The sequence below is a fragment of the Paenibacillus sp. MT86 genome, from assembly GCF_058792535.1.
In genome coordinates this window covers 1,749,564-1,772,009 of sequence record NZ_CM179499.1, presented here as the reverse complement: position 1 = coordinate 1,772,009, position 22,446 = coordinate 1,749,564, and the positions used below count along the sequence as shown (strand labels likewise).

Genomic DNA, 22,446 nt, shown 5'->3' with positions numbered 1-22,446 from the left:
CATCACGGCATGAGCCTAAGTTTTGCCACTCAATTTATCTATATGCCGAAAACAGGAGAGCATGACTTTTTTGCGAATTGCACATGGAAGTTAGCGGGCGTTCAGGGCCGCTGCGGCATCCCCTATCGGTTCGCTCCCTCTATGATTCGCTCTCGTAACTCCATCATATCCTGAGGCCACGGCGCCGGCACCTCAATGCTCTCGCCCGTAAAAGGATGATGGAACAACAGGCGTTCACCATGCAGCGCTTGGCGCGCAAACGTCCCGGGTCCCCCGTACAAAACATCCCCCAGAAGGGGATGTCCCATATGGCTTAGATGGACCCGGATCTGATGCGTACGGCCGGTTTCAAGGCGAATGTGCAGCAGACTGGCTTTCGGATACGCTTCGGCTGAGAGAATATGCGTGATCGCGGCCTGTCCCGTTAATGAAACCCTCCGGCGGCTTGCGTGATAGCGATCCTTGCCGATCGGGAGATCGATTCGCTTCAGCTCCTGCGATACCCTCCCTTGAACGATAGCCGCATACATTCGAACGATCTTCTTCTCGCGCATGGCCTCGTCAAGCTTCAGCTGCGCATATTCGTTCTTGGCATACAGCACGGGCCCCGTCGTATCTTTATCCAGCCGATGGATGTGACGGACTGCCGCGTGAATCCCCTCTGCTTCGTAATAGGCGGCCACGACATGATTCAGCGTTGTCTCCCGGCTTTCGTTGTCCGGATGGACCGCCAAACCGGCCGGTTTGTTCACGACCAGGCAGAAATCGTCCTCGTACAACACCTGAAGCTCCTGCCACCTCGGTTCGATGCCGTATTCCCGATAAGGAAAAAGGACCAGCCGAAGCCGGTCCCCTCTCCATTGTATCCCCTGCTCATGATGAAGCTTGCGATACAGCTTCTCGGGCATACCGACCGTTTCCAGAAGCCACTTGGCGGCGGCCTCATCCCGATCCGGCTGGCCCAACAGCACTTTGCCGGGCGTCATCTCGAGCCATTCGCCGCGTTTACTCCAGCTGCCCCCGTAGCTCATAGGCTTTTGAAGGCGTTGTAATTGGCTTCGATGGTAGCATCGATATCTTCCACCGTATGGGCCGCCGAGATGAACATGCCCTCGAATTGGGAAGGAGGCACGCTGACTCCCTCTTGCACCATCGCCGCAAAATAGCGGCGGAAACGGTCCAGGTCACTCGTCTTGGCCGTATCGAAATTCACGACCGGCGAATTCGTGAAGAATGGGCATACCATGGAGCCGATCCGGTTGATCGTAAGCGGGATGCCGAATTCCTTGGCGTTGCGCTCGAATCCTGCCTGAAGGCGGGCCCCCCGTTCCTCCAGCTGGTCATAAACGGCAGGCGTCAACAGCTTCAGGGTGGTGTATCCGGCTGCCATGGCCAGCGGATTTCCGCTTAACGTTCCCGCCTGGTAGATCGGTCCTGCCGGAGCGATCTGATCCATCAGCTCACGCTTGCCTCCATATGCGCCGACCGGCAATCCGCCGCCGATCACCTTGCCCAGGCATGTCAAGTCAGGCGTAACGCCGTAACGTCCCTGAGCGCAGTTCAGGTCCACCCGGAATCCGGTCATCACCTCGTCGAAAATAAGGATGCTGCCATAATCGGAAGTGACCTTGCGGAGGCCTTCCAGGAATCCTGGTTGCGGCGGAACCACGCCCATATTCCCTGCCACCGGCTCAACGATGACGGCCGCGATCTCTTCGCCGAAACGCTCGAAGGCAAGCTGTACCGATTCCAGGTCGTTATAAGGAACCGCAATGGTGTTGGACGCCACGCTTTCAGGCACGCCCGGGCTGTCAGGCAGGCCTAGTGTCGCTATGCCGGATCCCGCCTTGATCAGAAGGCTGTCCGCGTGACCGTGGTAGGAGCCCTCGAATTTGATGATTTTGCTGCGTCCGGTATAACCACGCGCCAGACGGATGGCACTCATGGTGGCTTCCGTGCCGGAATTCACCATTCGCACCACCTCGATCGACGGCACGCGCTCGCACACGAGCTTCGCCATCTTCGTTTCGAGCAGGGTTGGCGCGCCGAAGCTGGTCCCTTTGGCAGCAGTCTCCTGAAGCGCTTCAACGACTTCAGGGTGTGCGTGGCCCATAATCAGCGGTCCCCAGGAACCTACATAATCGATAAAGCTGTTGCCGTCGATGTCGTATACCCGGCTGCCTTCTCCGCGATCGATATAAATCGGCGTGAGTCCTACAGATTTAAATGCACGTACCGGACTGTTGACGCCGCCCGGGATATATAACTTCGCTTCTTCGAAAGCAGAACGCGACAACTCTTCTTTTCGCAAATCTTGGCTCATTCTATGCACTCCTAACTCTTTAGTCGTTAATCGTTGCTAGCCGCGCATCCAGCGTGCCGCATCCTTCGAGAAATACGTAATGATAATGTCCGCACCGGCACGCTTCATTCCCGTCAGCAGCTCCATCACGATCGCCTGCTCACTGATCCATCCCTGCTGAGCCGCCGCCTTGATCATGGAATACTCGCCGCTCACGTTGTAAGCGACGATCGGCAGATCAAACTGGTCTCTGAGCAATCGGACAACGTCGAGGTAAGCCATCGCCGGCTTCACCATCAGCATATCCGCGCCTTCCAGCACGTCCGTCTCCGCCTCGCGGAGCGCTTCCCTTACGTTAGCCGGATCCATTTGATAGGTTTTGCGGTCGCCGAACTGCGGAGCGGAGTCTGCGGCTTCGCGGAATGGACCGTAAAAAGCCGAAGCATACTTAACCGAATACGACATGATCGGCACATTATAAAATCCGGCTTCATCGAGTCCGGTACGAATGGCTTGGACAAAGCCGTCCATCATATTGGAAGGTGCGATGATATCCGCTCCCGCTTTCGCCTGGGAGACCGCCGTGCGAACGAGCAGCTCCAGCGACTCGTCGTTTAATACGTCGCCGCAGGTGTGACCGTCACGCTCGAAGGTATGGACCATGCCGCAGTGGCCGTGGTCGGTGAATTCGCACAGGCACGTGTCCGCAATGACCAGAAGATCGGGATGCCACGACTTAATGAGGCGGGTGGCCTCTTGGACGATTCCGTCATCCGCGAAACCGGACGTGCCTACACTGTCTTTTGTCTCAGGAATCCCGAACAGGAGCACGGCAGGAATCCCTAGATTTACGATTTCGTCCACTTCTTCCTTCAGGGTATCCAGCGAAAAATGATATACGCCCGGCATCGAGGAAATTTCGGATTTCACACCGCTGCCATAGGTCACGAAGATCGGCTGAACCAGATCCTCCGTATGAAGCACGGTCTCCCGGACCATGCTGCGAATGCCGGCATTTTGACGCAGCCGGCGATGGCGTACGATTGGAAAACTCATGACGTTGTACCTCCATAAGATGTAATTTAAATCATGTATTTAAAAGATAAGGATATTATGGCGTCGTTATACGGCGTGGATCGCTCTCGTTCCAAACACACAAGGCCTTGACCAGACTGTCGACCGTCGCTTCCTCGGCGAGGAGCGATACGTGCAGTCCGGCTTCCTCCGCGGTTTGCGCGGTCAGCGGTCCGATGCAAGCAATCGTCGATTCCTTCAGCAGATCGGCAGGCTCTGCCACGCCCATCCCCTTCAGCACTTTCAGCAGATTGGTAACCGTAGAAGAACTGGTGAACGTGACCGCATGAATGCCGCCGTCTTGAAGCAGCTTCAGCAGCTCATCATCGTCCTCGCCGCACAGCATGTTCTCGTATATCACGGCTTCCGTCACATGCAGTCCCATTTCCATAAGCTTCTCCGGCAGCCATCGGCGCGCGAGATCGCCGCGAGGCAGCAGCACGCGCTGGCCCGGCTGAAGCTCCGGACCGTAAGCATCGATAAGGCCCTCCGCCTGGTAACGCTCCTTGATCACTTCGGCGGTTATACCGTAATTCCCAAGAGCATCGGCTGTTGCGGGACCTACCGCGACGATGCGCGCCGAGGCCAAGGAGCGAATATCGCGTCCATGCTCCTTCAGGTGGCGGAAGAAAAACTCGACGCCGTTTACGCTGGTGAAGAACACCCAATCATACGTACCCAGCTTGTCCAGCGCTTCTTGAATCCCGGCAAGCACCTCGCCCTTCGAGGGCATCACCGTTTCAATGACGGGAAACTCATAAGGCTCCCCGCCAAGCTCCTCGATTTGGGATACCAATGAACTGGCTTGGCTCCTTGCCCTCGTGACCAGAATCCTTTTGCCGAACAGGGGCAGCCGTTCCGCCCACTTCAAGTGCTCCCGCTGAAGCACCACCTCGCCAACGACGATGACGGCAGGCGGCTGAAAATTCGCTGCCTTGACCTTGTCCTCGATGTCTGCCAGCGTTCCCGTCAGCGTATCCTGCTCCGCCCGGGTTCCCCATCTTATTAGAGCCACCGGCGTTTCCGGAGGCCTTCCATGCTTCATCAGCTGACGGCTGATATAACCGATCTTCGCCACGCCCATCATAAAAATCAAAGTCCCCGTCGCATGGGTCACCTTATCCCATTGAATCATGCGGTCCAGCTTCTCGGGGCTTTCATGTCCTGTAATGATGGATAAGGATGAGGCATGATCGCGATGCGTCACCGGAATTCCTGCATAAGCCGGCACGCTGATCGCCGAGGTGATCCCCGGGACGATCTCGTACATGATGCCATGACGATATAACAGCTCCGCTTCTTCGCCGACTCTTCCGAAGATCGTGGGATCGCCGCCCTTTAAACGGACCACCGTCTTGCCTTCCAAAGCATAATCCACCAGCAGTTGATTGATCTGTTCCTGTTTCATCGTATGCCGATCCGGAAGCTTGCCCACGTAGACCTTCTCTGCTCCGGGTTTCATCCAGCGCAGCAGCCGAGGACTGGCTAATCGGTCATACACCACGACATCCGCTTTTTCAATGCATTCTTTGCCTTTGATCGTAATCAGGCGCGCATCGCCCGGACCTGCTCCCACGAGATAAACCTTGCCTGCCATCCCCTCAACCCCTAACTTGTGCCAGTATCTTCTCCGCTCCTTTAGCTTTCAGCTTTGCAGCCACTTCCACTCCGAGCGCTTCAGGGTCGGTTCCTTCGGCGCTTTCCTTCAAGACGATTTCGCCGTCAGGAGAACCTACCATTCCTGTTAATTGTATAACGTTTTGTCCGCCGCGGGAATCTCCTGCCTCCACATTCTTCATGACGGCGTAAGCCCCGATCGGGACCTGGCATCCGCCGTTCAGCTCGCTTAGAAACTTGCGTTCCGCGGCGACGGTCCGCGCGGTTACTTCATCGTTATAAAGAGAGAGCAGATGCAGCAGCTCTTCATCGTTTTCACGGCACTCAATGCCGAGAGCGCCTTGGCCTACGGCAGGCAGACTGACTTCAACCGGCAGGTACGACGTGATCCGATCCTCCCAGCCCATGCGCTGCAGGCCGGCAGTTGCCAGAATGATGGCCTGAAACTCGCCTTCCTCCATTTTGCGAATCCGGGAATCGATGTTTCCCCTGATCCAATCGATCTGCAGATCAGGCCGATAGGCCTTGAGCTGGCTGGACCGGCGCAGACTGCTTGTCCCTACCTTGGCACCTTGAGGAAGGTCATCCAGCGTCGTCCCTTCTTTGGAGATCAGGCAGTCGCGAGGATCCTTTCTTGCGGGCACCGCCCCGGAAACCAGTCCTTCAGGCAGAACGGAAGGCATGTCCTTCATGCTGTGAACCGCCATGTCAATTTCGCCGTCCAACATGGCCTGCTCGATTTCTTTGACAAACAATCCTTTGCCGCCTACTTTGGAAAGGGTAACATCCAGTATGCGGTCGCCCTTGGTGACGATTTTCTTGACCGCGAAGTCATATTCCAATCCGTGCTCCTTGGCCAAACGCTTCAAATCATCGATAACCTGTCCTGTCTGTGTCAGTGCCAGAGCACTTTGTCTACTGCCAACTACGATTGTGCGCATCCTTCATTCCTCCTGATTCTTCTCAATCCACTGCTTGATTTCGTCCGGACTCCACGGCACATAACCTCCGCGGCGAATCTCCCCGAGCATGTCCATGCGGTATGCCTTTTGCAACAGCCGCCTGCGCGCGTCGGCGGACTTCACCTCATCCTTGATCATCGAACGCATGCTATATAAAAAATCCAGATAATCCTCATACTCCGGTCCGAACCGTTCTTCGAGCTCATCGCGTATATCGCGTGCGGCCATCGGCCCTGCTCCCGACGTGGACACGGCCAGCAAAAGCCTTCCCCGCCGCAGCACCGTCGGATTGATAAACGTACCGGCATCGCCATCGCTGGCTACGTTAACCAGCACGCCAAGGCGATCGGCGTCCTCGGCTATCTTCAGGTTCAGCTTGGCGTCATCCGTTGCCGCATGGACCATAAACGCGCCTGCCGGATCGTCTGGCCGGTACTTCCGTTCCGTCCATTGAAGGGCCTTCTCTCCCGCCAAATGCCGGAGCGTCTCGCTTCTTAGTACAGGACTTACAATATGTACGCTTGCCCCGGCGTTCAGCAGGGTGAGCGCTTTGCGTTCCGCCACCTTGCCTCCGCCGACGATCAAGCATAAACGTCCCCTGCAATTCAGCAGGACGGGCACATAATGGTCATGCGTCATCAGCCGTCACACTCCTGACCAACTGTGGAAAGCGGACCACGTATTCAGAAAAAAATTCAATATAATGAATCCATACCCGATTAAAGCCCATATGGCGGCCTCCCTGCCGGACCTTCTCCACAGTCGGCGTTTGATGAAATACACCATATACATCGCTAGCGCCGTCAGCGTAGACAATACTTTGATATCCAAAAACAGGGTCCACCGCCCGGCCATGGCCACCGACATTACGGCCAAGACAAGCGACATGACCAGAATAATCGTACCGGCCATCAGCGCTTTATAAGAATACACATCCAGCTTCTCCAGACTCGGCAGCCTGCGGACCGTATCATTCCACTGCTTGTGCTTCAGCTTCCGATGGAGAAACATGTAGATCGCCGCAAACACGGCCCCGACGGTCAAAGCGGCGAAGCTGATGCTCGCCAGGGCAATATGAATCAGCAAGAGACGGTGTTCCGTCTCCCAGCTGTACAAAGCATTATCTCCTGCCGTGAACCATAAACGATTGACCAGCATCACGCAAAAACCGACGAGGTTGATGAGCAGGACGGCAAATTCCGAGCGTTTCATATACGCCAGGGCAATCGAAGTGATCGAAATGCAGAAGGCCAGCAGGAACAGGAAATCAAACAGCGTAAATACCGGGAAGTGGAAATGTCCGCCCTCCATGGCCCTGATGCCGATGCCCGCGAATTGCAGCAGCGCGGTAATGACAAGAAGCCCTGTGCCTATCCGCTTCGCCACCGAATTGCGTGAAATGCAATCCGAGATATAAAACAGAAGGCTCAGGGCATAGATACAAATGCCGGTGATATAAATTATGTTTAACAGCATGGGTTATACTCACCCTCCTCAAAGGGTGGCTGGGGCCAGAGACACCTTAAGCGGCTTCTCTTCTGCCTGCTGATCTACAGCATTCTTCGTCCGTTCAGCTTTAACGGGTGCAGTTGCTTTCTTGTTGCGGCCGCGGGCTTCCTGCTCATTCTCATGGATCAAGCTTTCCAGCGCAAAGATTTGTGAAAAATAATCCAATGCCTCGCCGCCCTGCTTGCCGCCCGTCATCTCCTTGATCCGGTTGATCGGATCGTGCATCATCTGGTTGACGATGCTTTTGGTCAAACGACGGATGACTTTCCGTTGGCGTTCGTCCAGCTCCGGCAGCTTGTTGAACAAGCTTTCCATCGTTTCTTCATGAATGGCGTTCGATTTCTCCTGCAAAGCCCGAATCGCCGGTCTGACACCGAGCGTCTTCAGCCATGTGTGGAATGCATCCATCTCCTCTTGAATCATCACTTCGATCTTCGCTGCTTCCACCCGGCGCATTTCCAGATTGGTTTCCACAATGCCTTCCAGATCATCGATATCGTACAGGAATACGTTGGAGAGCTCCCCGACTGCCGGATCGATGTCCCGCGGAACCGCGATATCAATCATGAACAACGGGCGGGACTGGCGTTTTTTCATGCTCTCTTTAACCCGCTCCGCATTCAGAACATATTCATTCGAGCCTGTGGAGCTAATCACAATGTCGACTTCATTCAACAAATTCTTAGCTTCGGCGATGGTGCACGGCGTTCCTTTGAACTTGCGAGCCAGTTCCTCGGCACGGCCAAGCGTGCGGTTGGCCACGATCACTTTGGCCGCGCCGTTGGCATAAAGATGCTTCACGGTAAGCTCGCTCATCTTGCCTGCGCCGAGTATCATCACTTTTTTATCGTTAAATGCGCCAAAAATCCGTTTACCCAGTTCCACCGCAGCATAGCTGACCGAAACCGCGCTCTCTCCGATCGAAGTTTCCGAATGCGCCCGCTTGCCGAGCGTAACGGCCTGCTTGAATAACATGTTGAACCAAGTTCCGGTGGCATCATGCTTCTGCGACGTCAAAAAAGCATTGCGCACCTGTCCCAGGATCTGCGTCTCTCCAATGACCATGGAATCCAAACCGCAGGTAACCTTAAACAGATGGGAAATGGCTTGTTCGTCTTCATATATATAGAGGTGCTGCGTAAATTCTTCACGATTAATGCCGAACCACTGTTCCATAAAACTGCGGATAAAGTAGCCGCACATATGAAGGCGGTCTACCACAACATAAATCTCAGTACGGTTGCAGGTAGCGACAATGACGCCCTCCAATACGCTCTTGGTCGAATTAAGCTGCTCTAACGCCTTAGGCATGTCTTCTTCCGAGAATGTAAAGCGTTCTCTGACTTCCACGGGCGCCGTGCGATAGTTCAACCCAACAACGACGATGTGCATTGCATGTTCACCTGCCTATTTCTCCGAGTAGTTTTGCCGTTCACAACGGACTGCCTTGACCCTGTTCATTATATCACAGTATGCTGGGCAGCCTTGTCTATTTTATGAAATGTTTATGAAATCCCCATACTTCTTCATGCCATTCTTGAACAATCCTTCCTCTAGATCGCACCTTACTATTGTGGATATAGAACACCCTAGATATACGTATTATTTTCTACGAAATCTCATTTCAGAGAACGACGGCATGGAATCTTCATGAAACTTTCCCGTCTTCACAAAATAAATAACCATGGAAATATCCATGGTTATCAGAATACGCGTTTTTTTTAAGGGCTGGATTAAACGAGCTCAGCCTGTTTCATCTCAGGCGTTTCCACGGTCATTTCGCCGAGTCCGCGCACGAGTTTCTTAGCATAGCATTTTTCAGGTTTCAAAGCGGATACCAGATAGTCAATAGCCAACTGCGGATCTACTGTCTCCCCGCAGGTATAACAGTCAATCGCAGCAAAACCTCTCTCAGGGTATGTGTGAATCGAGAGATGGCTTTCCGACAGCAACACCAGCACAGTCGCACCTTGTGGTTCAAACTGCTTGGATTGGACGGACAATACCGTTGCTCCACATGCTTCAGCGGCTTCCACCATCTGAGCTTGTAAAAATTCTGCACTGTTCAGTAGTTCAAAATCGACTCCCCAAGTATCAACAGCAACGTGTCTTCCGAAAGTTGAGTATTCCATCTTCCGGTTTCCCCCTTCCTAGGAATAAAATGTTTGAAAATTTCATCCGCTAGGACCTACGTCATTCACTTCCCGAGGGAATAATCTCTCGCAACATTACATGTCCTGAGTGAATCCTGGTTCCTATTTTCTTTTCAACGAGATTAAAAATAACATCTATGACGCTTAAATGCAACACCTTTTTCGAAAATAACCCATAAATATTTTACAGCTCAATATATGTGCATTTGAACCACATGGTGTCTCCGGCCCATGAAATAAATATCACCCGCTCTATGTTACATAAACATGCATGAAACCGAATTTTTAACGATAAATACACATAAAAAAAGCCGCCCCTTGCGGGGCAGCCCTCCCTAAGCTTCAAGCACGAACAGGCGCTGATTAAACCGTCGCAGCCTTTCGTCTATCGTCTTCGTAATCAGTTTATCATTCCCTGCTGCAATCCGCTGGTCCAGAAGCACGTTGATATGATGCTGGATGGATTCGATCTCTTTCTCTGCTTCATTGCTGTTAAAGAGACGCTGCAGCTCGCCTGCCGTATTCTTGTACTCATAAATGACAATGCTGTCGTTCCCGGCGACTTGCGTAATTCGATGCACCGTTCCCGCATGGTAGTCGTAGCTCATCGTAAAGCCGCGATAAATCCGATTCACTTTACCTGATCCCTTAAAAGCCGCAAACAGTTTGCGTACGGCATTCGTCAGATGGGGAGTAACCAATCGGCATGACAGCTCACAGACGTACAAGCCATTCTTGCGTTCAAAGGGCAAATGAACTTCTTCCCCGCTTTCATCTTCGAGCACGAACTCCTGCTCTCCGCTATCCATGACTTTTACCCGGTTAGTGACCCGGAAAGCTTGGGTATATTGCAGAAATTGATCCATTTGAATATCCGTCATTTGCATTGTGGCATTAACATATTCTGTGGCTAACCGCTGAGCCATAAAAATCTCCCTCAATTCTTTTAACTTACTACCATTATACAGCAGATCCAAGCGGTCTTTCCTGCCGTTCGAATGAGAATATCCATCATATTTCATAAAAAAACGGAATTAGCCGGAATCAGAGCGATATTTCCCGCAAGATGCTCACTTTCCTGTAAAGAATGCACCGATTCCCTATAGCACCCTTGAAAAAACATCACAAACCCATCCGGATCAGACATGCTCGTTGCTGTCATTCTCCGAACCCGGGTGCGGCTCTTCCTCATGATCCTTCGTTCCCATATGGGACTCCATAATGGCCCATAACTCATCTTTACCCAAACCCAGCTCGGATGAAAACATGACAAAGGAATGATAGGGCTTGAAACCGAGCGTTTCCTTCACGATCTTCACATGCTTCTGGCGGCGCGTTTTCGGAATTTTATCCGCCTTGGTCGCGACTACGCACACCGGCCGGTTGTAATGCTGCAGCCATTCATACATGCTGATATCGTCTTTTGAAGGCGGGTGACGCATGTCCACAATCAATAATACAAGCTTCAGTTCTTCCCGGCTGAGCAAATATCTTTCAATCATTTCGCCAAATGCCGCACGCTGGGTCTTGGATACCTTCGCATAACCATAGCCGGGAAAATCGACCAGATACAGGTCGTCGTTCACCCGATAATAGTTGAGCTGCTGTGTCTTCCCCGGCGTGGCGCTTGTACGAGCCAGGTTCTTACGGGATATCATACGGTTAATCAGCGATGACTTGCCCACATTGGAACGCCCTGCCAGAGCAATCTCCGGCAAGGCGTCTTCAGGATATTGGGCAGGTACGACAGCGCTGATGACAAACTCGGCTTTCGTAACTTTCATAATGTAGACTTTCCTCTCTAGTGCACTCCCGCTTGTTCAACGAGCGCATGCTCCAGAACCTGATCCATATGGGATACCGGAACGAACTCCACGTCGTTCTTTACGCTGTCAGGAATATCACGCAGGTCGCGTTCGTTATCCTTAGGGAGCAATATTTTTTTGTACCCGGCACGGTGGGCTGCCAGCGACTTCTCTTTCAAGCCGCCAATCGGCAGTACGCGTCCCCGAAGTGTAATTTCACCCGTCATGGCCACGTCACGGGCTACATGCCGTTTGGTTAAAGATGAGATAAGAGCCGTCGCAATCGTAATGCCGGCTGAAGGGCCATCCTTCGGTATGGCTCCCTCCGGGATATGGATATGGACATCAAGCTTCTCATGGAAATCCGGATCAATGCCCAGCTCTACCGCTTTCGAGCGGGTAAAACTGAAGGCGGCTTGAGCCGATTCCTTCATCACGTCACCAAGCTTGCCCGTCAGCGTCAGCTTGCCGGTACCAGGCACCACGGTTACCTCAATGGTCAGCGTTTCGCCGCCCACTTCCGTCCATGCGAGCCCCGTGACCGTACCTACTTGATCTTCAAGCTCGGCCATGCCATAACGAAACTTCGGAATGCCGAGATAATCCTTGATATCGGCAGCCTTGATCTCGATGGATTCCGATTGCTGGGTCACGATCTGCTTGGCGGCTTTGCGGCACAGCGCCGCCACTTGCTGCTCTAGATTCCGCACGCCGGATTCGCGGGTATATTCCCGGATCACCTTCATCAGCGCTTCCTCGTCCAGAATCAGCTGCTCAGGCTCAAGCCCATGCTCGCTCTTCTGCTTGGGCAGCAAGTAACGGTTGGCGATTTGGAGCTTCTCCAGCTCCGTATACCCCGGAATGTTCAGCACTTCCATCCGGTCCAGGAGCGGTCTTGGAATGTTATGAAGCACGTTCGCCGTCGTGACAAACATAACGTTGGACAGGTCAAAAGGAATTTCCACGAAATGATCGCTGAACGTATTGTTCTGCTCTGGATCGAGCACTTCAAGCAATGCGGAAGACGGGTCCCCGCGGAAATCGGATGCCATCTTGTCGATTTCATCCAGCAGGAACACGGGATTCATCGAACCCGCTGTTTTCATGCCTTGAATAATGCGGCCCGGCATAGCTCCGACATAAGTGCGCCGGTGACCGCGAATTTCCGCCTCGTCCCTTACCCCGCCTAACGAGACGCGAACGAACTTGCGCTCCAGGGATCGGGCGATGGACCGGGCAAGCGATGTTTTACCGACGCCCGGAGGGCCGACCAGGCACAAAATAGGCCCCTTCATCTTCTTCACCAGCTTCTGGACCGCCAAATATTCCAGAACGCGTTCTTTCGGCTTCTCGAGACCGTAATGATCCTCGTCCAGCACTTGCTCCGCTTTGACGATGTCCAGATCATCCTCGGTTTTGTTCGTCCACGGCAGCGCCAGCAGCCAATCCACATAGTTCCGGATAACGCCGCCTTCCGCAGAGCTCGCCGGCATTTTCTCGAGTCGGTCGATTTCCTTCTCTACCTTCTCCTGGACGCGTTCCGGCAGTTCAAGCTCCTGAAGCTGACTTCGGAGTTCCTCTACTTCCCCGGCACGGCCTTCCTTGTCGCCAAGCTCTTTCTGGATGGCCTTCATCTGTTCGCGCAAATAGTATTCCTTCTGGGTCTTCTCCATTTGCTTCTTGACCCGCTGGTTGATCTTGCGCTCCAGCTCCAGCACTTCGCGCTCGTTATTCAGTATATCTAGAAGTTTCTCGAGCCGTTTGCGAACGTCGATTGTTTCGAGAATTTCTTGCTTATCCTTGATCTTCAGCGACAAATGACTCGTAATGACGTCCGCCAGCCGTCCTGGCTCATCGATATCGGAAACGGCTGCCAGTGTCTCAGGCGTCACTTTCTTCGACAGATTGATATAATTCTCAAACTGAGACAGTACGGTTCGCATTAATGCGGAGACTTCAGGATCATGGTTCTCCTCTTCGGGAAGCTCCCGAGCGATGACCTCGTAGTATTCCTCTTGATCCGTATATTCAATAACTTCCGCCCGTTCCATACCCTCCACTAGCACACGTATGGTACCGTTTGGAAGCTTAAGCATCTGGCGTACGTTCGCAACTGTGCCAATCCGAAAAATATCATCCTGCGTCGGTTCTTCAATGTTCACTTCCGATTGAGAACATAGGAGAATCAAATTGTCTTCAACCATCGCCTTTTCTAAAGCCCTTACCGATTTCTCCCGGCCTACGTCCAAGTGAAGCACCATGCTTGGATAAACCAGAAGACCTCTTAAAGGCAGTAAAGGAAAACGACGACCTTTGGATTTACTTGGTCCCATCGCTTTCGCACCTCCAATGGCTCTCAATGTTGACACTATTCCTATTTTATCAAATCTGCGTATAAAAAACCAACTATACGAGGCTTAACATCCTCCGGCATCCGTTATTTTTCCGTTGCGCGGAGGCGTGGCCTGCAGCAATGAAGCGGAAGAGGATGGAAATACCTCGTTTCCGGGAAGCTGTATCACCTCCGGAGCGAACGTACCGCCAAAGATATGCCCGAAAACTTCATCCACCGATTCTACCGGAATCACCCGCAAGCCCCCGCTCAAATCCTGGAACAAGGTCTGCCAATTGTCCTTGGGGATGATCACGCGGGTCGCGCCTGCCTGGAATGCCGCCTCCACCTTGGCGATGACTCCGCCAATCGGCTTCACTTTTCCATGGATGCTTATCTCGCCGGTCATCGCTACCTTGTTATCGACTTCAAGCCCTTTGATGGCCGACACGATGGCCGTGGCCATCGCAATGCCGGCGGAAGGGCCGTCGATCGGCGTTCCTCCGGGAAAATTGATATGCAGGTCATAGTTTTTGGGCGTAAAGCCCATCGAGCCCAGCACGGTCAGCACATTCTCGATCGAGCCTTTGGCCATGCTCTTGCGGCGCAGCTTGCGCGAGCCTCCGCCAAATTCCTCTTCATCCACTACCCCGGTGATATTGTAGGTACCCCGGCCCTCCTCGACAGGAACCGCAGATACTTCAATTTCTAGCAGAGCCCCCATATTCGGGCCATATACGGCCAATCCGTTAACTACCCCAATCTGCGGCTTCTCCGGTATTTTCCGGTCGGGCCTTGGCTGCAGCTGGCTGCTGCTGGCCACCCATTCCACATCCGCCGCGCGCAGGGCATCCCGCTTCTCCGTCAATGCCAGGCCGGCCGCCAATTGAATCATATTGACCGCTTCCCGGCCGTTGGAGCAGTACTGCTTCACGACTTCTACCGCTTCCGGCGGAGCGTTCAGGCCAATCTTCTGAATGGCATCCTCCGCAATCTTGCCGATCTCTTCAGGCAGAAGCGGACGGAAAAAAATCTCCATGCAGCGCGAACGAAGTGCAGGAGCAATCTCTTCCGGCGAACGTGTCGTAGCACCTACCAGACGGAAGTCCGCCGGAAGCCCGTTTTGAAAAATATCGTGAATATAAGCGGGCGTATTGGCATCCTCTGAATTATAATATGCGCTTTCCAGCAGCACCTTGCGGTCCTCCAGCACTTTTAAAAGCTTATTCATCTGGATGGGATGCAATTCCCCAATTTCGTCAATAAACAGGATTCCCCCATGGGCCTTGGTCACCGCGCCCGGCTTCGGCTGAGGGATGCCTGCCACCCCCATGGCACCAGCGCCTTGGTAAATCGGATCATGAACAGAACCGATGAGCGGATCGGCAATTCCACGTTCATCGAAACGAGCCGTCGTTGCGTCGATCTCCGTGAATTTCGCGTCGTATTTAAACGGCGATTGCGGGTTCTTCTTGGCTTCCTCCATCACCACGCGGGCAGCAGCGGTCTTACCAACCCCCGGAGGGCCGTATACGATGACATGCTGAGGATTCGCGCTGCATAGCGCGGCTTTTAAGGCGCGCAAGCCGTCCTTTTGCCCCACAATGTCATCCATAGTTTGCGGCCTTGTTTTCTCGGCGAGCGGTTTCGTTAACGATACCGACCGGAGTTTGCGGAGTTTATCCAGCTCCTTGCGCGATTCCCGGTCCACCGCTGTTTTGCTTGTCTTCTGTCCACGCAATAAATTCCAAAAATAAATGCCGATGATGACTGCAAAAAACAGCTGCACCAGCATAATCACGATACTTAAATTCACAAGTCATTCCTCCTGTACTCCATTATGTCTTCATCCAAACGTTAATACATGGTAGTATTGCCGATTCCTCGGATGGTAAAACGCAGGAGGCGGAACAAATTGTAAAAGAGGGGATGATTGAATCAGGTTGTTTTGACGAAGCCGTAAAAGTATCAAAAAGTGGATGGAGACGCTTAGGTGAGACGCTCCAATGAGACGCTCCGCGTACGTATCGTTCCTCCGATCGCTGTTGTTTCCGAATTTCATGAATGAGGATAGTAATGTAGAAACTCGGCAACAGCTTATCCTTCCGATGCGAGTTTTCCTGCGGTAAACTTTCAGCCGACCGCTTCGCTTCTCCGGAATCGATTCGTCCGCTCCGCTGGTGCGGCGCATGGCATCCTTCTTCATCGTGGGGGGTGGGGAGAGGGAAGAGCTGAGCTTCATTTATCAGAAGCTCAATAAAGAGCCAATATACTCGGGACAACAGAACGCCTCTTTGCAACTTTGTACTAATAAGTAGACCGCTCTTTTGTTTGAGCATTTTGCATTAATCTGAGCCCTTGATACACAAGGATTTTCAAACATAAAAAAGGGACTTCACCCCAATTTGGAGAAGTTTTCAAGTGACCAAACCCAAAAACTCCGAGAGGAAGTGAAGTCACTTGTATATTCTCCAAGAAAGTCTATTTTCCTTTGAGGATCTGTTAAAAATGCAATCAAAAGATCGATTGCCCATTTTTTTTAGCGTCTTGGATCTTCGCCCTTATGCCAAGCAATTGAGAAGTCGTTCACCCCGTGGCGCTGACGGGCACTGTAGAGAAGGAATTCTTCGTGCACTTTTGGCTGCGCCGCTTGAGCATATTCAAACGTTTACTGGCTTGCATCATCGATTGGAAACAGATCTTCGATTTCGCTATCAGTGTGGACTTTCATTAGATCGCAAAGCACCGTCTATTTCTACGCTAAGCCGGGTCTTCGCCGAACTGACAAAGAAAAAATTGGCACAGCAGCTATTCGAGAATCTGGTCAACCTCTGTCAGCAAGAGGGCATCATCGACGGCAGCCACATTGCGATCGACAGCGCCGCCATCCATGCTTATGAGAAGAAGCAACCCAAGCGCAAAAGTGAGCAGACCGGCGATGCCAACTGGGGCGCAAAGTTCGATTCATTCGGCCACAAAGTCACTTGGTTCGGATACAAACTCCACCTAGCTGTTGACACGAAAAGCGAACTTCCGCTAGCACTAGAAGTCACGCCCGCACATGTCAATGACGGAGAAATGGCACCTGGTCTGATTGCGAAGGTAGCTGCCAAAACGAGCGCGAAATTCTTTATGCTCGATGCGGGCTACGATCAAATGAAAGTTTACGAAGCCGCTCGAAACGTGAAAGCGCAAGCCATCATCCCTCTGAACCCCCGAGGAGAGAAAGAACCTCCTGCCGGGATGACAGCAACCGGAACGCCATGTTGCTCGATGGGGTTCGCCATGACTTACTGGGGTGCTGACGGCGATTACTTGAAGTTCCGTTGTCCTCATGCCACGGGCAAAGTCGACTGCCCATTAGGCATGGCGGCTTGCTCGACTTCCAACTATGGTATGGTCGTCAAGGTGGATGCGAAGGACGATCTTCGGCGATACTGCAGCCCTCATCGAGATACAAAACGCTGGAAGGAGCTTTACAACAAGCGTACAAGTGTGGAACGATGCAACTCCAGAATGAAAACCTATCTTTCGGCTGATGGCATGCATGTCTGGGGCATCCAGAAAGTAACGACTCACCAGTATTTGAATGCCATCGTGCTGCTCGTATCCGCTCTTTCCATTGTTTCTAGAAAACAACAAACGGCAGCTTAAAAATTGAAACTGATGAAATTCTGCTGGTCTGCCCATTTTTAGAATCGAGTCACTTAGTAGTCTGGGGCTATTGATTTCTGCTGTCTGTTACACAAAAACGGAATTATGCAAAATGCTCGTTTGACATTGTTATACCTTATTCCTTAAAAATACATTCAAACAAAAATGTAAGAAACAGACTTTGGACGTCCTTGGAGCTTTTGTTTCCTAAAAACAAACAAAACGGCAGTCTCAATTAGCCAGAGACTGCCGTTTCAATATAAGTGGTTGTTACAATAACTTAGTTATCAAGCTCAGACCGTGGATTTGTGCTTGCGCCCCGGGATTTCGCCGGTTTCCTCATACACCTTCACGATATGATCGATTTCTTTCTTAAGTTCTTCCACCATGGTGGCTTCCGGAACTTTGCGGATCATCTCTCCGTAACGGAAGAGCAAACCTTCCCCACGAGCGCCGGCAATACCGATGTCGGCTTCTCTGGCCTCACCGGGACCGTTCACGGCGCAGCCCAATACGGAAACCTTAATCGGCACTTTAATCTTCGAGATGTACTCCTCCACCTCATTGGCGATGGAGAACAAATCGATATCCAGCCGTCCGCAAGTCGGGCAGGATACCAAGGTTGCCGCATCCGAGATCAGACCGAAGGATTTTAGAAGCTCCCGGCCAACCTTGATCTCTTCGACCGGATCGGCGCTCAAGGAAATACGCATCGTGCTGCCGATGCCTAGGGACAACAGCGCCCCAAGACCGGCCGCGCTCTTCACGGTACCCGAGAAGAGGGTGCCTGCTTCGGTAATCCCCAGATGAAGCGGGTACGGAATCACTTCCGCCGCCTTGGTGTACGCCGCAATGGCCATCGGCACATCAGACGCTTTAAGCGAAACGATGATATCGTGGAAGTCCAGTTCTTCCAAGATGCCGATATGATACAAGGCGCTCTCTACCATGGCTTCCGGTGTCGGATACCCGTATTTTTCAAGAAGGTGATTCTCCAGGGAACCGGCATTCACCCCGATCCGAATCGGAATCCCCTTCTCCTTGCATGCCTTCACGACGGCTTCGACCTTTTCGCGCTTACCGATGTTCCCCGGATTGATCCGGACTTTATCGATACCGTTCTCGATCGCCATCAGGGCGAGCTTATAGTTAAAATGAATATCCGCCACGAGCGGGATATGAATGCGTTTCTTGATTTCTTTGATGGCAGCAGCTGCTTCCTCATTGTTTACCGTTACCCGGACGATCTGGCATCCCGCTTCCTCCAGGCGCAGTATCTCGGCAACGGTTGCCTCCACGTCTGCTGTTTTGGTGGTGCACATGCTTTGAATAATGACTTCGTTCTTTCCCCCAATGGTAAGGTTCCCCACCTTGACGGGCCGTGTGTCTTGTCTCAAAAACATGGTACGATCTCTCCCATATAACGCCAAAGCTCCACTCCAGCAAAGCCCATTTGGGCATAACTGGAAGTGGAGAATCAGCGTAGATTTATTCCACGTCTAAAACGCTATAACGCATTAGGCGCTTTCTTCTTGTTTCTTGTCGTCTTCGTTAGCTTTGGTTTGAAGCTCAGGAATCACTTTATCCCGAACGACCTGCTCCGTAATGACGCAATCCTTGATGTCATCCCTGGACGGCACTTCATACATCACGTCAAGCATGATGCTTTCGATGATGGAACGCAGTCCGCGTGCACCCGTATTGCGCTTAATGGCTTCGCGGGCAATCGCTTCAAGTGCGCCCGGCTCAAACTTGAGGTTCACGTTATCAAACTCAAGCAGCTTTTGGTACTGTTTGGTCAGCGCGTTTTTAGGCTCGGACAGAATACGGACCAATGTCGCCTCATCCAGCGGCTCGAGCGTGGACACGACCGGCAGACGGCCGACGAATTCCGGAATCAATCCGAATTTCAACAGATCCTCCGGCAGAACCATCGTCAGGTATTCACCTGGCTTAAGATCCTTTTGGCTTTCTCCGGATGCATTGAAGCCGATGACCTTTTTGCCGATCCGGCGTTTGATGTACTGCTCCAAACCGTCAAACGCACCGCCGCAAATGAACAGGATGTTCGTTGTATCGATCTGGATGAATTCCTGATGCGGATGCTTGCGTCCACCTTGCGGCGGCACGGAAGCAACGGTTCCCTCCAGAATTTTCAGGAGAGCCTGCTGAACCCCTTCACCGGAGACGTCACGCGTAATGGACGGATTCTCCGATTTGCGGGCCACTTTGTCGATCTCATCAATATAGATAATGCCGCGTTCTGCTTTTTCCACGTCATAATCCGCAGCTTGAATCAGCTTCAGCAGAATGTTCTCAACATCCTCACCCACGTAACCGGCTTCGGTCAGCGAGGTTGCGTCCGCAATAGCAAACGGTACGTTCAAAATTTTGGCCATCGTTTGCGCAAGCAAGGTTTTACCGGAACCTGTAGGTCCGAGCAGCAAAATATTACTCTTTTGCAATTCGACGTCCTCGATCTTGCTCTGGGTGTTGATGCGCTTGTAGTGATTGTAAACGGCAACCGAAAGGGATTTCTTCGCTTGATCCTGTCCGATTACGTATTGATCCAGGATATCGCGGATTTCACGCGGTTTCGGAATATCCTTCAGATCCACTTCTTCCTCGTGTCCGAGCTCTTCCTCTACGATCTCCGAACACAAGTCGATGCACTCGTCACATATATAAACACCGGGCCCCGCAACCAGCTTGCGGACCTGCTCCTGCGATTTGCCGCAGAAGGAGCACTTCAGCTGCCCTTTGTCATCGTTAAATTTAAACATGCTATTACCACCCCTTAAGATTTGGTCGGTGAAGACAGAACATCATCAATAATACCGTACGCCTTCGCTTCCTCCGCGCTCATGAAAAAGTCGCGGTCTGTATCGCGTTCGATTTTTTCAAGGGGCTGACCCGTGCGCTCCACATAGATTTGATTCAGTTTTTGTCTGGTCTTGATGATCCAATCTGCATGGATTTGGATATCGGATGCCTGACCTTGAATGCCTCCGAGCGGCTGATGAATCATCACCTCACTGTTCTCGAGAGCATATCGTTTGCCTGGCGCTCCTGCAGTAAGCAACAATGATCCCATGCTGGCGGCCATGCCGACGCAAATCGTGGATACATCAGGCTTGATCAACTGCATCGTATCATATATACCCATCCCGGCCGTTACCGAACCGCCAGGGGAATTGATGTACAAAGAGATGTCTTTTTCCGGATCTTCCGCAGCCAGAAACAGAAGCTGGGCAATAACAAGATTGGCAACATCGTCATCGATCGCACTGCTGAGGAATATAATGCGATCCTTCAGTAATCTTGAGTAGATATCGTAAGATCTTTCGCCTCGACTGGTTTGTTCAACAACCATAGGTACAAGACTCATGCGACCAACCTCTTTTCCTTGAAAAATATACTACAGCGTTACAAAAGTTATTCTAACATGTTCAAAGCACGATGTCATTTTTTAACCCTGTTTACATTCTATGAACTTGCCAAGAATTATATCCTGCCAACTTGTCTCATTATGTATGTCGAAATTTATAACCAATTCATGTCACATTTAGTAGTAAATTGGCTATTCTTAGTTAAAAATAAGGCACGCATGAAATGTACGTGCCTTATCTAATGTGAGGGCAGCTTTTCGCAGCCGCCTATTTATTATTCTTCAGTTGCTTCTTTTTTCTCAACAGGAGCGCCTTCTACGCTGTTTTCCAGCAAGAAGTCGATCGTTTTGCGAAGAAGCAGTTCTTCACGAAGGCTGTCGAGGGAACCGTTAGCACCGAGGATGCTGCGGATTTCATCAGCGGAACGCTTGTACGTATCAGCCATGTTTTCCAGCTCTTTGTTGATTTCTTCTTCGGATACTTCGAGTTTCTCTTCCTTCGCGATTTGCTCCAGCACGAGGTTGTTGCGAACGCGTTTTTCAGCATCGTCCTTCATTTGGCCTTCCAGATCGGCATTGGTTTGGCCGGAGAAGCTTAGGAACATTTCCAGGTTCATGCCTTGCTGGCGAAGACGGTTGTCGAAATCGCGCATCATGTTTTGAACTTCGGATTGAATCATGGCTTCCGGAATTTCAACTTCAGCGTTTGCTGCTGCTTTTTCAACGGCTTCGTTCTCACGAACGCCTTGGGCTTCTTGCTCTTTGCGAGTCAGCAATTGCTTCTTCAGATCTTCCTTGTACTCATCAAGCGTATCGAACTCACTAACGTCTTTAGCGAATTCATCATCCAGCTCAGGAAGCTGTTTGCGTTTGATTTCGTGCACTTTCACTTTGAAGACGGCTTGTTTGTTAGCCAATTCTTCAGCATGGTAAGTTTCAGGGAAGGTCACTTCCACGTCTTTGAAGTCTCCTGTAGCCATACCGATGACTTGGTCTTCAAAGCCTGGAATGAACGTGTTGCTTCCAAGCTCAAGGGAATAACGCTCAGCTTGTCCACCTTCGAAAGGAACGCCGTCGACGGAACCGTCGAAGTCGATTACAACGATATCGCCGGACTGGGAAGCACCTTCGTCGATAACGGTAAGCTCAGCATGACGTTGTTGCAGACGCTCAAGCTCTTCGTTCAGTTCCTCGTCGGAAACTTCTGCAGCTACTGCAGCAACTTCGACGCCCTTGTATTCGCCAAGCTTAACTTCCGGCTTCACGGTTACCCTAGCTTTGAACTTGAAAGTTTCGCCTTTAGCGAACTGCTCGATGTCCACTTCCGGACGATCCACAGGGAAGATATCCGCTTGTTCCACTGCTTCGCTGTATACTTCCGGAAGAAGGATGTCGATTGCATCCTGATACAGGCTCTCTACGCCAAAACGCGCTTCAAAGATCGGCCGAGGCACTTTACCTTTACGGAATCCAGGTACATTTGCTTTTTTAGCTACTTTATTAAAAGCCTTGTCGAGAGCGGATGCAACGCGCTCCGCATCAACCTCAACGTCAAGAACGCCAAGGTTCTTCTCTATTTTTTCCCAAGTTGCTTTCATTTATGCTTTCCCCTCCAAAATAATTCACGTGGTCGACGCAATAATGTATCAC

Annotated in this window: 18 protein-coding genes; 1 reads left to right on the top strand and 17 read right to left on the bottom strand. The window is 51.8% G+C overall.

Features of this window, described 5'->3' with window-relative positions:
* Nucleotides 1-122 precede the first annotated feature (122 nt).
* From AC3RCL_RS07580 to lonB, 13 genes are all read right to left on the bottom strand, one after another.
* Entirely contained in the window at nucleotides 123-1,031 is a 909-nt protein-coding gene (locus AC3RCL_RS07580; protein WP_192569330.1) for an RluA family pseudouridine synthase, read from the bottom strand.
* Nucleotides 1,028-2,323, bottom strand: coding sequence for a glutamate-1-semialdehyde 2,1-aminomutase (hemL, locus tag AC3RCL_RS07575; protein ID WP_492535088.1), 1,296 nt, complete (start codon nucleotides 2,321-2,323; stop codon nucleotides 1,028-1,030). Before hemL ends, AC3RCL_RS07580 begins: the two co-directional genes overlap by 4 nt.
* A 36-nt stretch (nucleotides 2,324-2,359) precedes the next feature.
* Nucleotides 2,360-3,358, bottom strand: coding sequence for a porphobilinogen synthase (gene hemB, locus AC3RCL_RS07570; RefSeq protein WP_096775398.1), 999 nt, complete (start codon nucleotides 3,356-3,358; stop codon nucleotides 2,360-2,362).
* A 55-nt stretch (nucleotides 3,359-3,413) separates the two neighbouring features.
* Nucleotides 3,414-4,973 carry a uroporphyrinogen-III C-methyltransferase gene (gene cobA, locus AC3RCL_RS07565; protein ID WP_492535087.1) on the bottom strand — a complete coding sequence of 520 codons (1,560 nt, stop codon included), beginning with the start codon at nucleotides 4,971-4,973 and terminating at the stop codon, nucleotides 3,414-3,416.
* Between the two features lie 4 nt (nucleotides 4,974-4,977).
* Complete coding sequence (hemC, locus tag AC3RCL_RS07560) at nucleotides 4,978-5,934, bottom strand: hydroxymethylbilane synthase (protein WP_492535085.1); 957 nt, start codon at nucleotides 5,932-5,934, stop codon at nucleotides 4,978-4,980.
* A gap of 3 nt (nucleotides 5,935-5,937) precedes the next feature.
* Nucleotides 5,938-6,594 carry a precorrin-2 dehydrogenase/sirohydrochlorin ferrochelatase family protein gene (locus AC3RCL_RS07555; protein ID WP_492535084.1) on the bottom strand — a complete coding sequence of 219 codons (657 nt, stop codon included), beginning with the start codon at nucleotides 6,592-6,594 and terminating at the stop codon, nucleotides 5,938-5,940.
* 6 nt (nucleotides 6,595-6,600) lie between these two features.
* Nucleotides 6,601-7,431, bottom strand: coding sequence for a cytochrome c biogenesis protein CcsA (ccsA, locus tag AC3RCL_RS07550; protein WP_009594011.1), 831 nt, complete (start codon nucleotides 7,429-7,431; stop codon nucleotides 6,601-6,603).
* 18 nt (nucleotides 7,432-7,449) lie between these two features.
* On the bottom strand, nucleotides 7,450-8,856 hold the full coding sequence (gene hemA / locus AC3RCL_RS07545; protein ID WP_492535083.1) for a glutamyl-tRNA reductase: 1,407 nt from the start codon (nucleotides 8,854-8,856) through the stop codon (nucleotides 7,450-7,452).
* 341 nt (nucleotides 8,857-9,197) lie between these two features.
* On the bottom strand, nucleotides 9,198-9,596 hold the full coding sequence (gene speD / locus AC3RCL_RS07540; RefSeq protein WP_006208786.1) for an adenosylmethionine decarboxylase: 399 nt from the start codon (nucleotides 9,594-9,596) through the stop codon (nucleotides 9,198-9,200).
* 356 nt (nucleotides 9,597-9,952) lie between these two features.
* Nucleotides 9,953-10,543: a hypothetical protein gene (locus AC3RCL_RS07535; RefSeq protein WP_015734002.1), complete on the bottom strand. Its 591-nt coding sequence runs from the start codon at nucleotides 10,541-10,543 to the stop codon at nucleotides 9,953-9,955.
* Nucleotides 10,544-10,756: 213 nt separating this feature from the next.
* Complete coding sequence (gene yihA / locus AC3RCL_RS07530) at nucleotides 10,757-11,401, bottom strand: ribosome biogenesis GTP-binding protein YihA/YsxC (RefSeq protein ID WP_096775393.1); 645 nt, start codon at nucleotides 11,399-11,401, stop codon at nucleotides 10,757-10,759.
* Between the two features lie 17 nt (nucleotides 11,402-11,418).
* Entirely contained in the window at nucleotides 11,419-13,755 is a 2,337-nt protein-coding gene (lon, locus tag AC3RCL_RS07525) for an endopeptidase La (RefSeq protein ID WP_492535082.1), read from the bottom strand.
* Between the two features lie 84 nt (nucleotides 13,756-13,839).
* On the bottom strand, nucleotides 13,840-15,549 hold the full coding sequence (lonB, locus tag AC3RCL_RS07520) for an ATP-dependent protease LonB (RefSeq protein WP_492536287.1): 1,710 nt from the start codon (nucleotides 15,547-15,549) through the stop codon (nucleotides 13,840-13,842).
* Between the two features lie 665 nt (nucleotides 15,550-16,214).
* On the opposite strand from lonB, the gene AC3RCL_RS07515 reads away from it, so the two are divergent.
* Nucleotides 16,215-17,408, top strand: coding sequence for a transposase (locus tag AC3RCL_RS07515; protein ID WP_487717185.1), 1,194 nt, complete (start codon nucleotides 16,215-16,217; stop codon nucleotides 17,406-17,408).
* Between the two features lie 293 nt (nucleotides 17,409-17,701).
* On the opposite strand, the gene ispG is transcribed toward AC3RCL_RS07515, so the two are convergent.
* The 4 genes from ispG to tig form a co-directional block, all read right to left on the bottom strand.
* Complete coding sequence (gene ispG / locus AC3RCL_RS07510; RefSeq protein ID WP_009590416.1) at nucleotides 17,702-18,811, bottom strand: flavodoxin-dependent (E)-4-hydroxy-3-methylbut-2-enyl-diphosphate synthase; 1,110 nt, start codon at nucleotides 18,809-18,811, stop codon at nucleotides 17,702-17,704.
* Between the two features lie 114 nt (nucleotides 18,812-18,925).
* A complete protein-coding gene (gene clpX, locus AC3RCL_RS07505) occupies nucleotides 18,926-20,191 on the bottom strand; it encodes an ATP-dependent protease ATP-binding subunit ClpX (RefSeq protein ID WP_009590414.1) in 1,266 nt (421 codons plus the stop codon).
* Between the two features lie 14 nt (nucleotides 20,192-20,205).
* Nucleotides 20,206-20,796 (bottom strand): ATP-dependent Clp endopeptidase proteolytic subunit ClpP, encoded by a 591-nt coding sequence (clpP, locus tag AC3RCL_RS07500; RefSeq protein WP_009590407.1) that lies wholly within the window; start codon nucleotides 20,794-20,796, stop codon nucleotides 20,206-20,208.
* Between the two features lie 275 nt (nucleotides 20,797-21,071).
* Nucleotides 21,072-22,394, bottom strand: a complete 1,323-nt coding sequence (gene tig, locus AC3RCL_RS07495) for a trigger factor (RefSeq protein WP_036662679.1) — start codon at nucleotides 22,392-22,394, stop codon at nucleotides 21,072-21,074.
* Between the last annotated feature and the right edge of the window lie 52 nt (nucleotides 22,395-22,446).

Coding starts and splice junctions, on each gene's coding strand:
- AC3RCL_RS07580 (WP_192569330.1), bottom strand. CDS start 1,031: ATGAGCTACGGGGGCAGCTGGAGTAAACGCGGCGAATGGCTCGAGATG.
- hemL (WP_492535088.1), bottom strand. CDS start 2,323: ATGAGCCAAGATTTGCGAAAAGAAGAGTTGTCGCGTTCTGCTTTCGAA.
- hemB (WP_096775398.1), bottom strand. CDS start 3,358: ATGAGTTTTCCAATCGTACGCCATCGCCGGCTGCGTCAAAATGCCGGC.
- cobA (WP_492535087.1), bottom strand. CDS start 4,973: ATGGCAGGCAAGGTTTATCTCGTGGGAGCAGGTCCGGGCGATGCGCGC.
- hemC (WP_492535085.1), bottom strand. CDS start 5,934: ATGCGCACAATCGTAGTTGGCAGTAGACAAAGTGCTCTGGCACTGACA.
- AC3RCL_RS07555 (WP_492535084.1), bottom strand. CDS start 6,594: ATGACGCATGACCATTATGTGCCCGTCCTGCTGAATTGCAGGGGACGT.
- ccsA (WP_009594011.1), bottom strand. CDS start 7,431: ATGCTGTTAAACATAATTTATATCACCGGCATTTGTATCTATGCCCTG.
- hemA (WP_492535083.1), bottom strand. CDS start 8,856: ATGCACATCGTCGTTGTTGGGTTGAACTATCGCACGGCGCCCGTGGAA.
- speD (WP_006208786.1), bottom strand. CDS start 9,596: ATGGAATACTCAACTTTCGGAAGACACGTTGCTGTTGATACTTGGGGA.
- AC3RCL_RS07535 (WP_015734002.1), bottom strand. CDS start 10,543: ATGGCTCAGCGGTTAGCCACAGAATATGTTAATGCCACAATGCAAATG.
- yihA (WP_096775393.1), bottom strand. CDS start 11,401: ATGAAAGTTACGAAAGCCGAGTTTGTCATCAGCGCTGTCGTACCTGCC.
- lon (WP_492535082.1), bottom strand. CDS start 13,755: ATGGGACCAAGTAAATCCAAAGGTCGTCGTTTTCCTTTACTGCCTTTA.
- lonB (WP_492536287.1), bottom strand. CDS start 15,549: ATGCTGGTGCAGCTGTTTTTTGCAGTCATCATCGGCATTTATTTTTGG.
- ispG (WP_009590416.1), bottom strand. CDS start 18,811: ATGTTTTTGAGACAAGACACACGGCCCGTCAAGGTGGGGAACCTTACC.
- clpX (WP_009590414.1), bottom strand. CDS start 20,191: ATGTTTAAATTTAACGATGACAAAGGGCAGCTGAAGTGCTCCTTCTGC.
- clpP (WP_009590407.1), bottom strand. CDS start 20,796: ATGAGTCTTGTACCTATGGTTGTTGAACAAACCAGTCGAGGCGAAAGA.
- tig (WP_036662679.1), bottom strand. CDS start 22,394: ATGAAAGCAACTTGGGAAAAAATAGAGAAGAACCTTGGCGTTCTTGAC.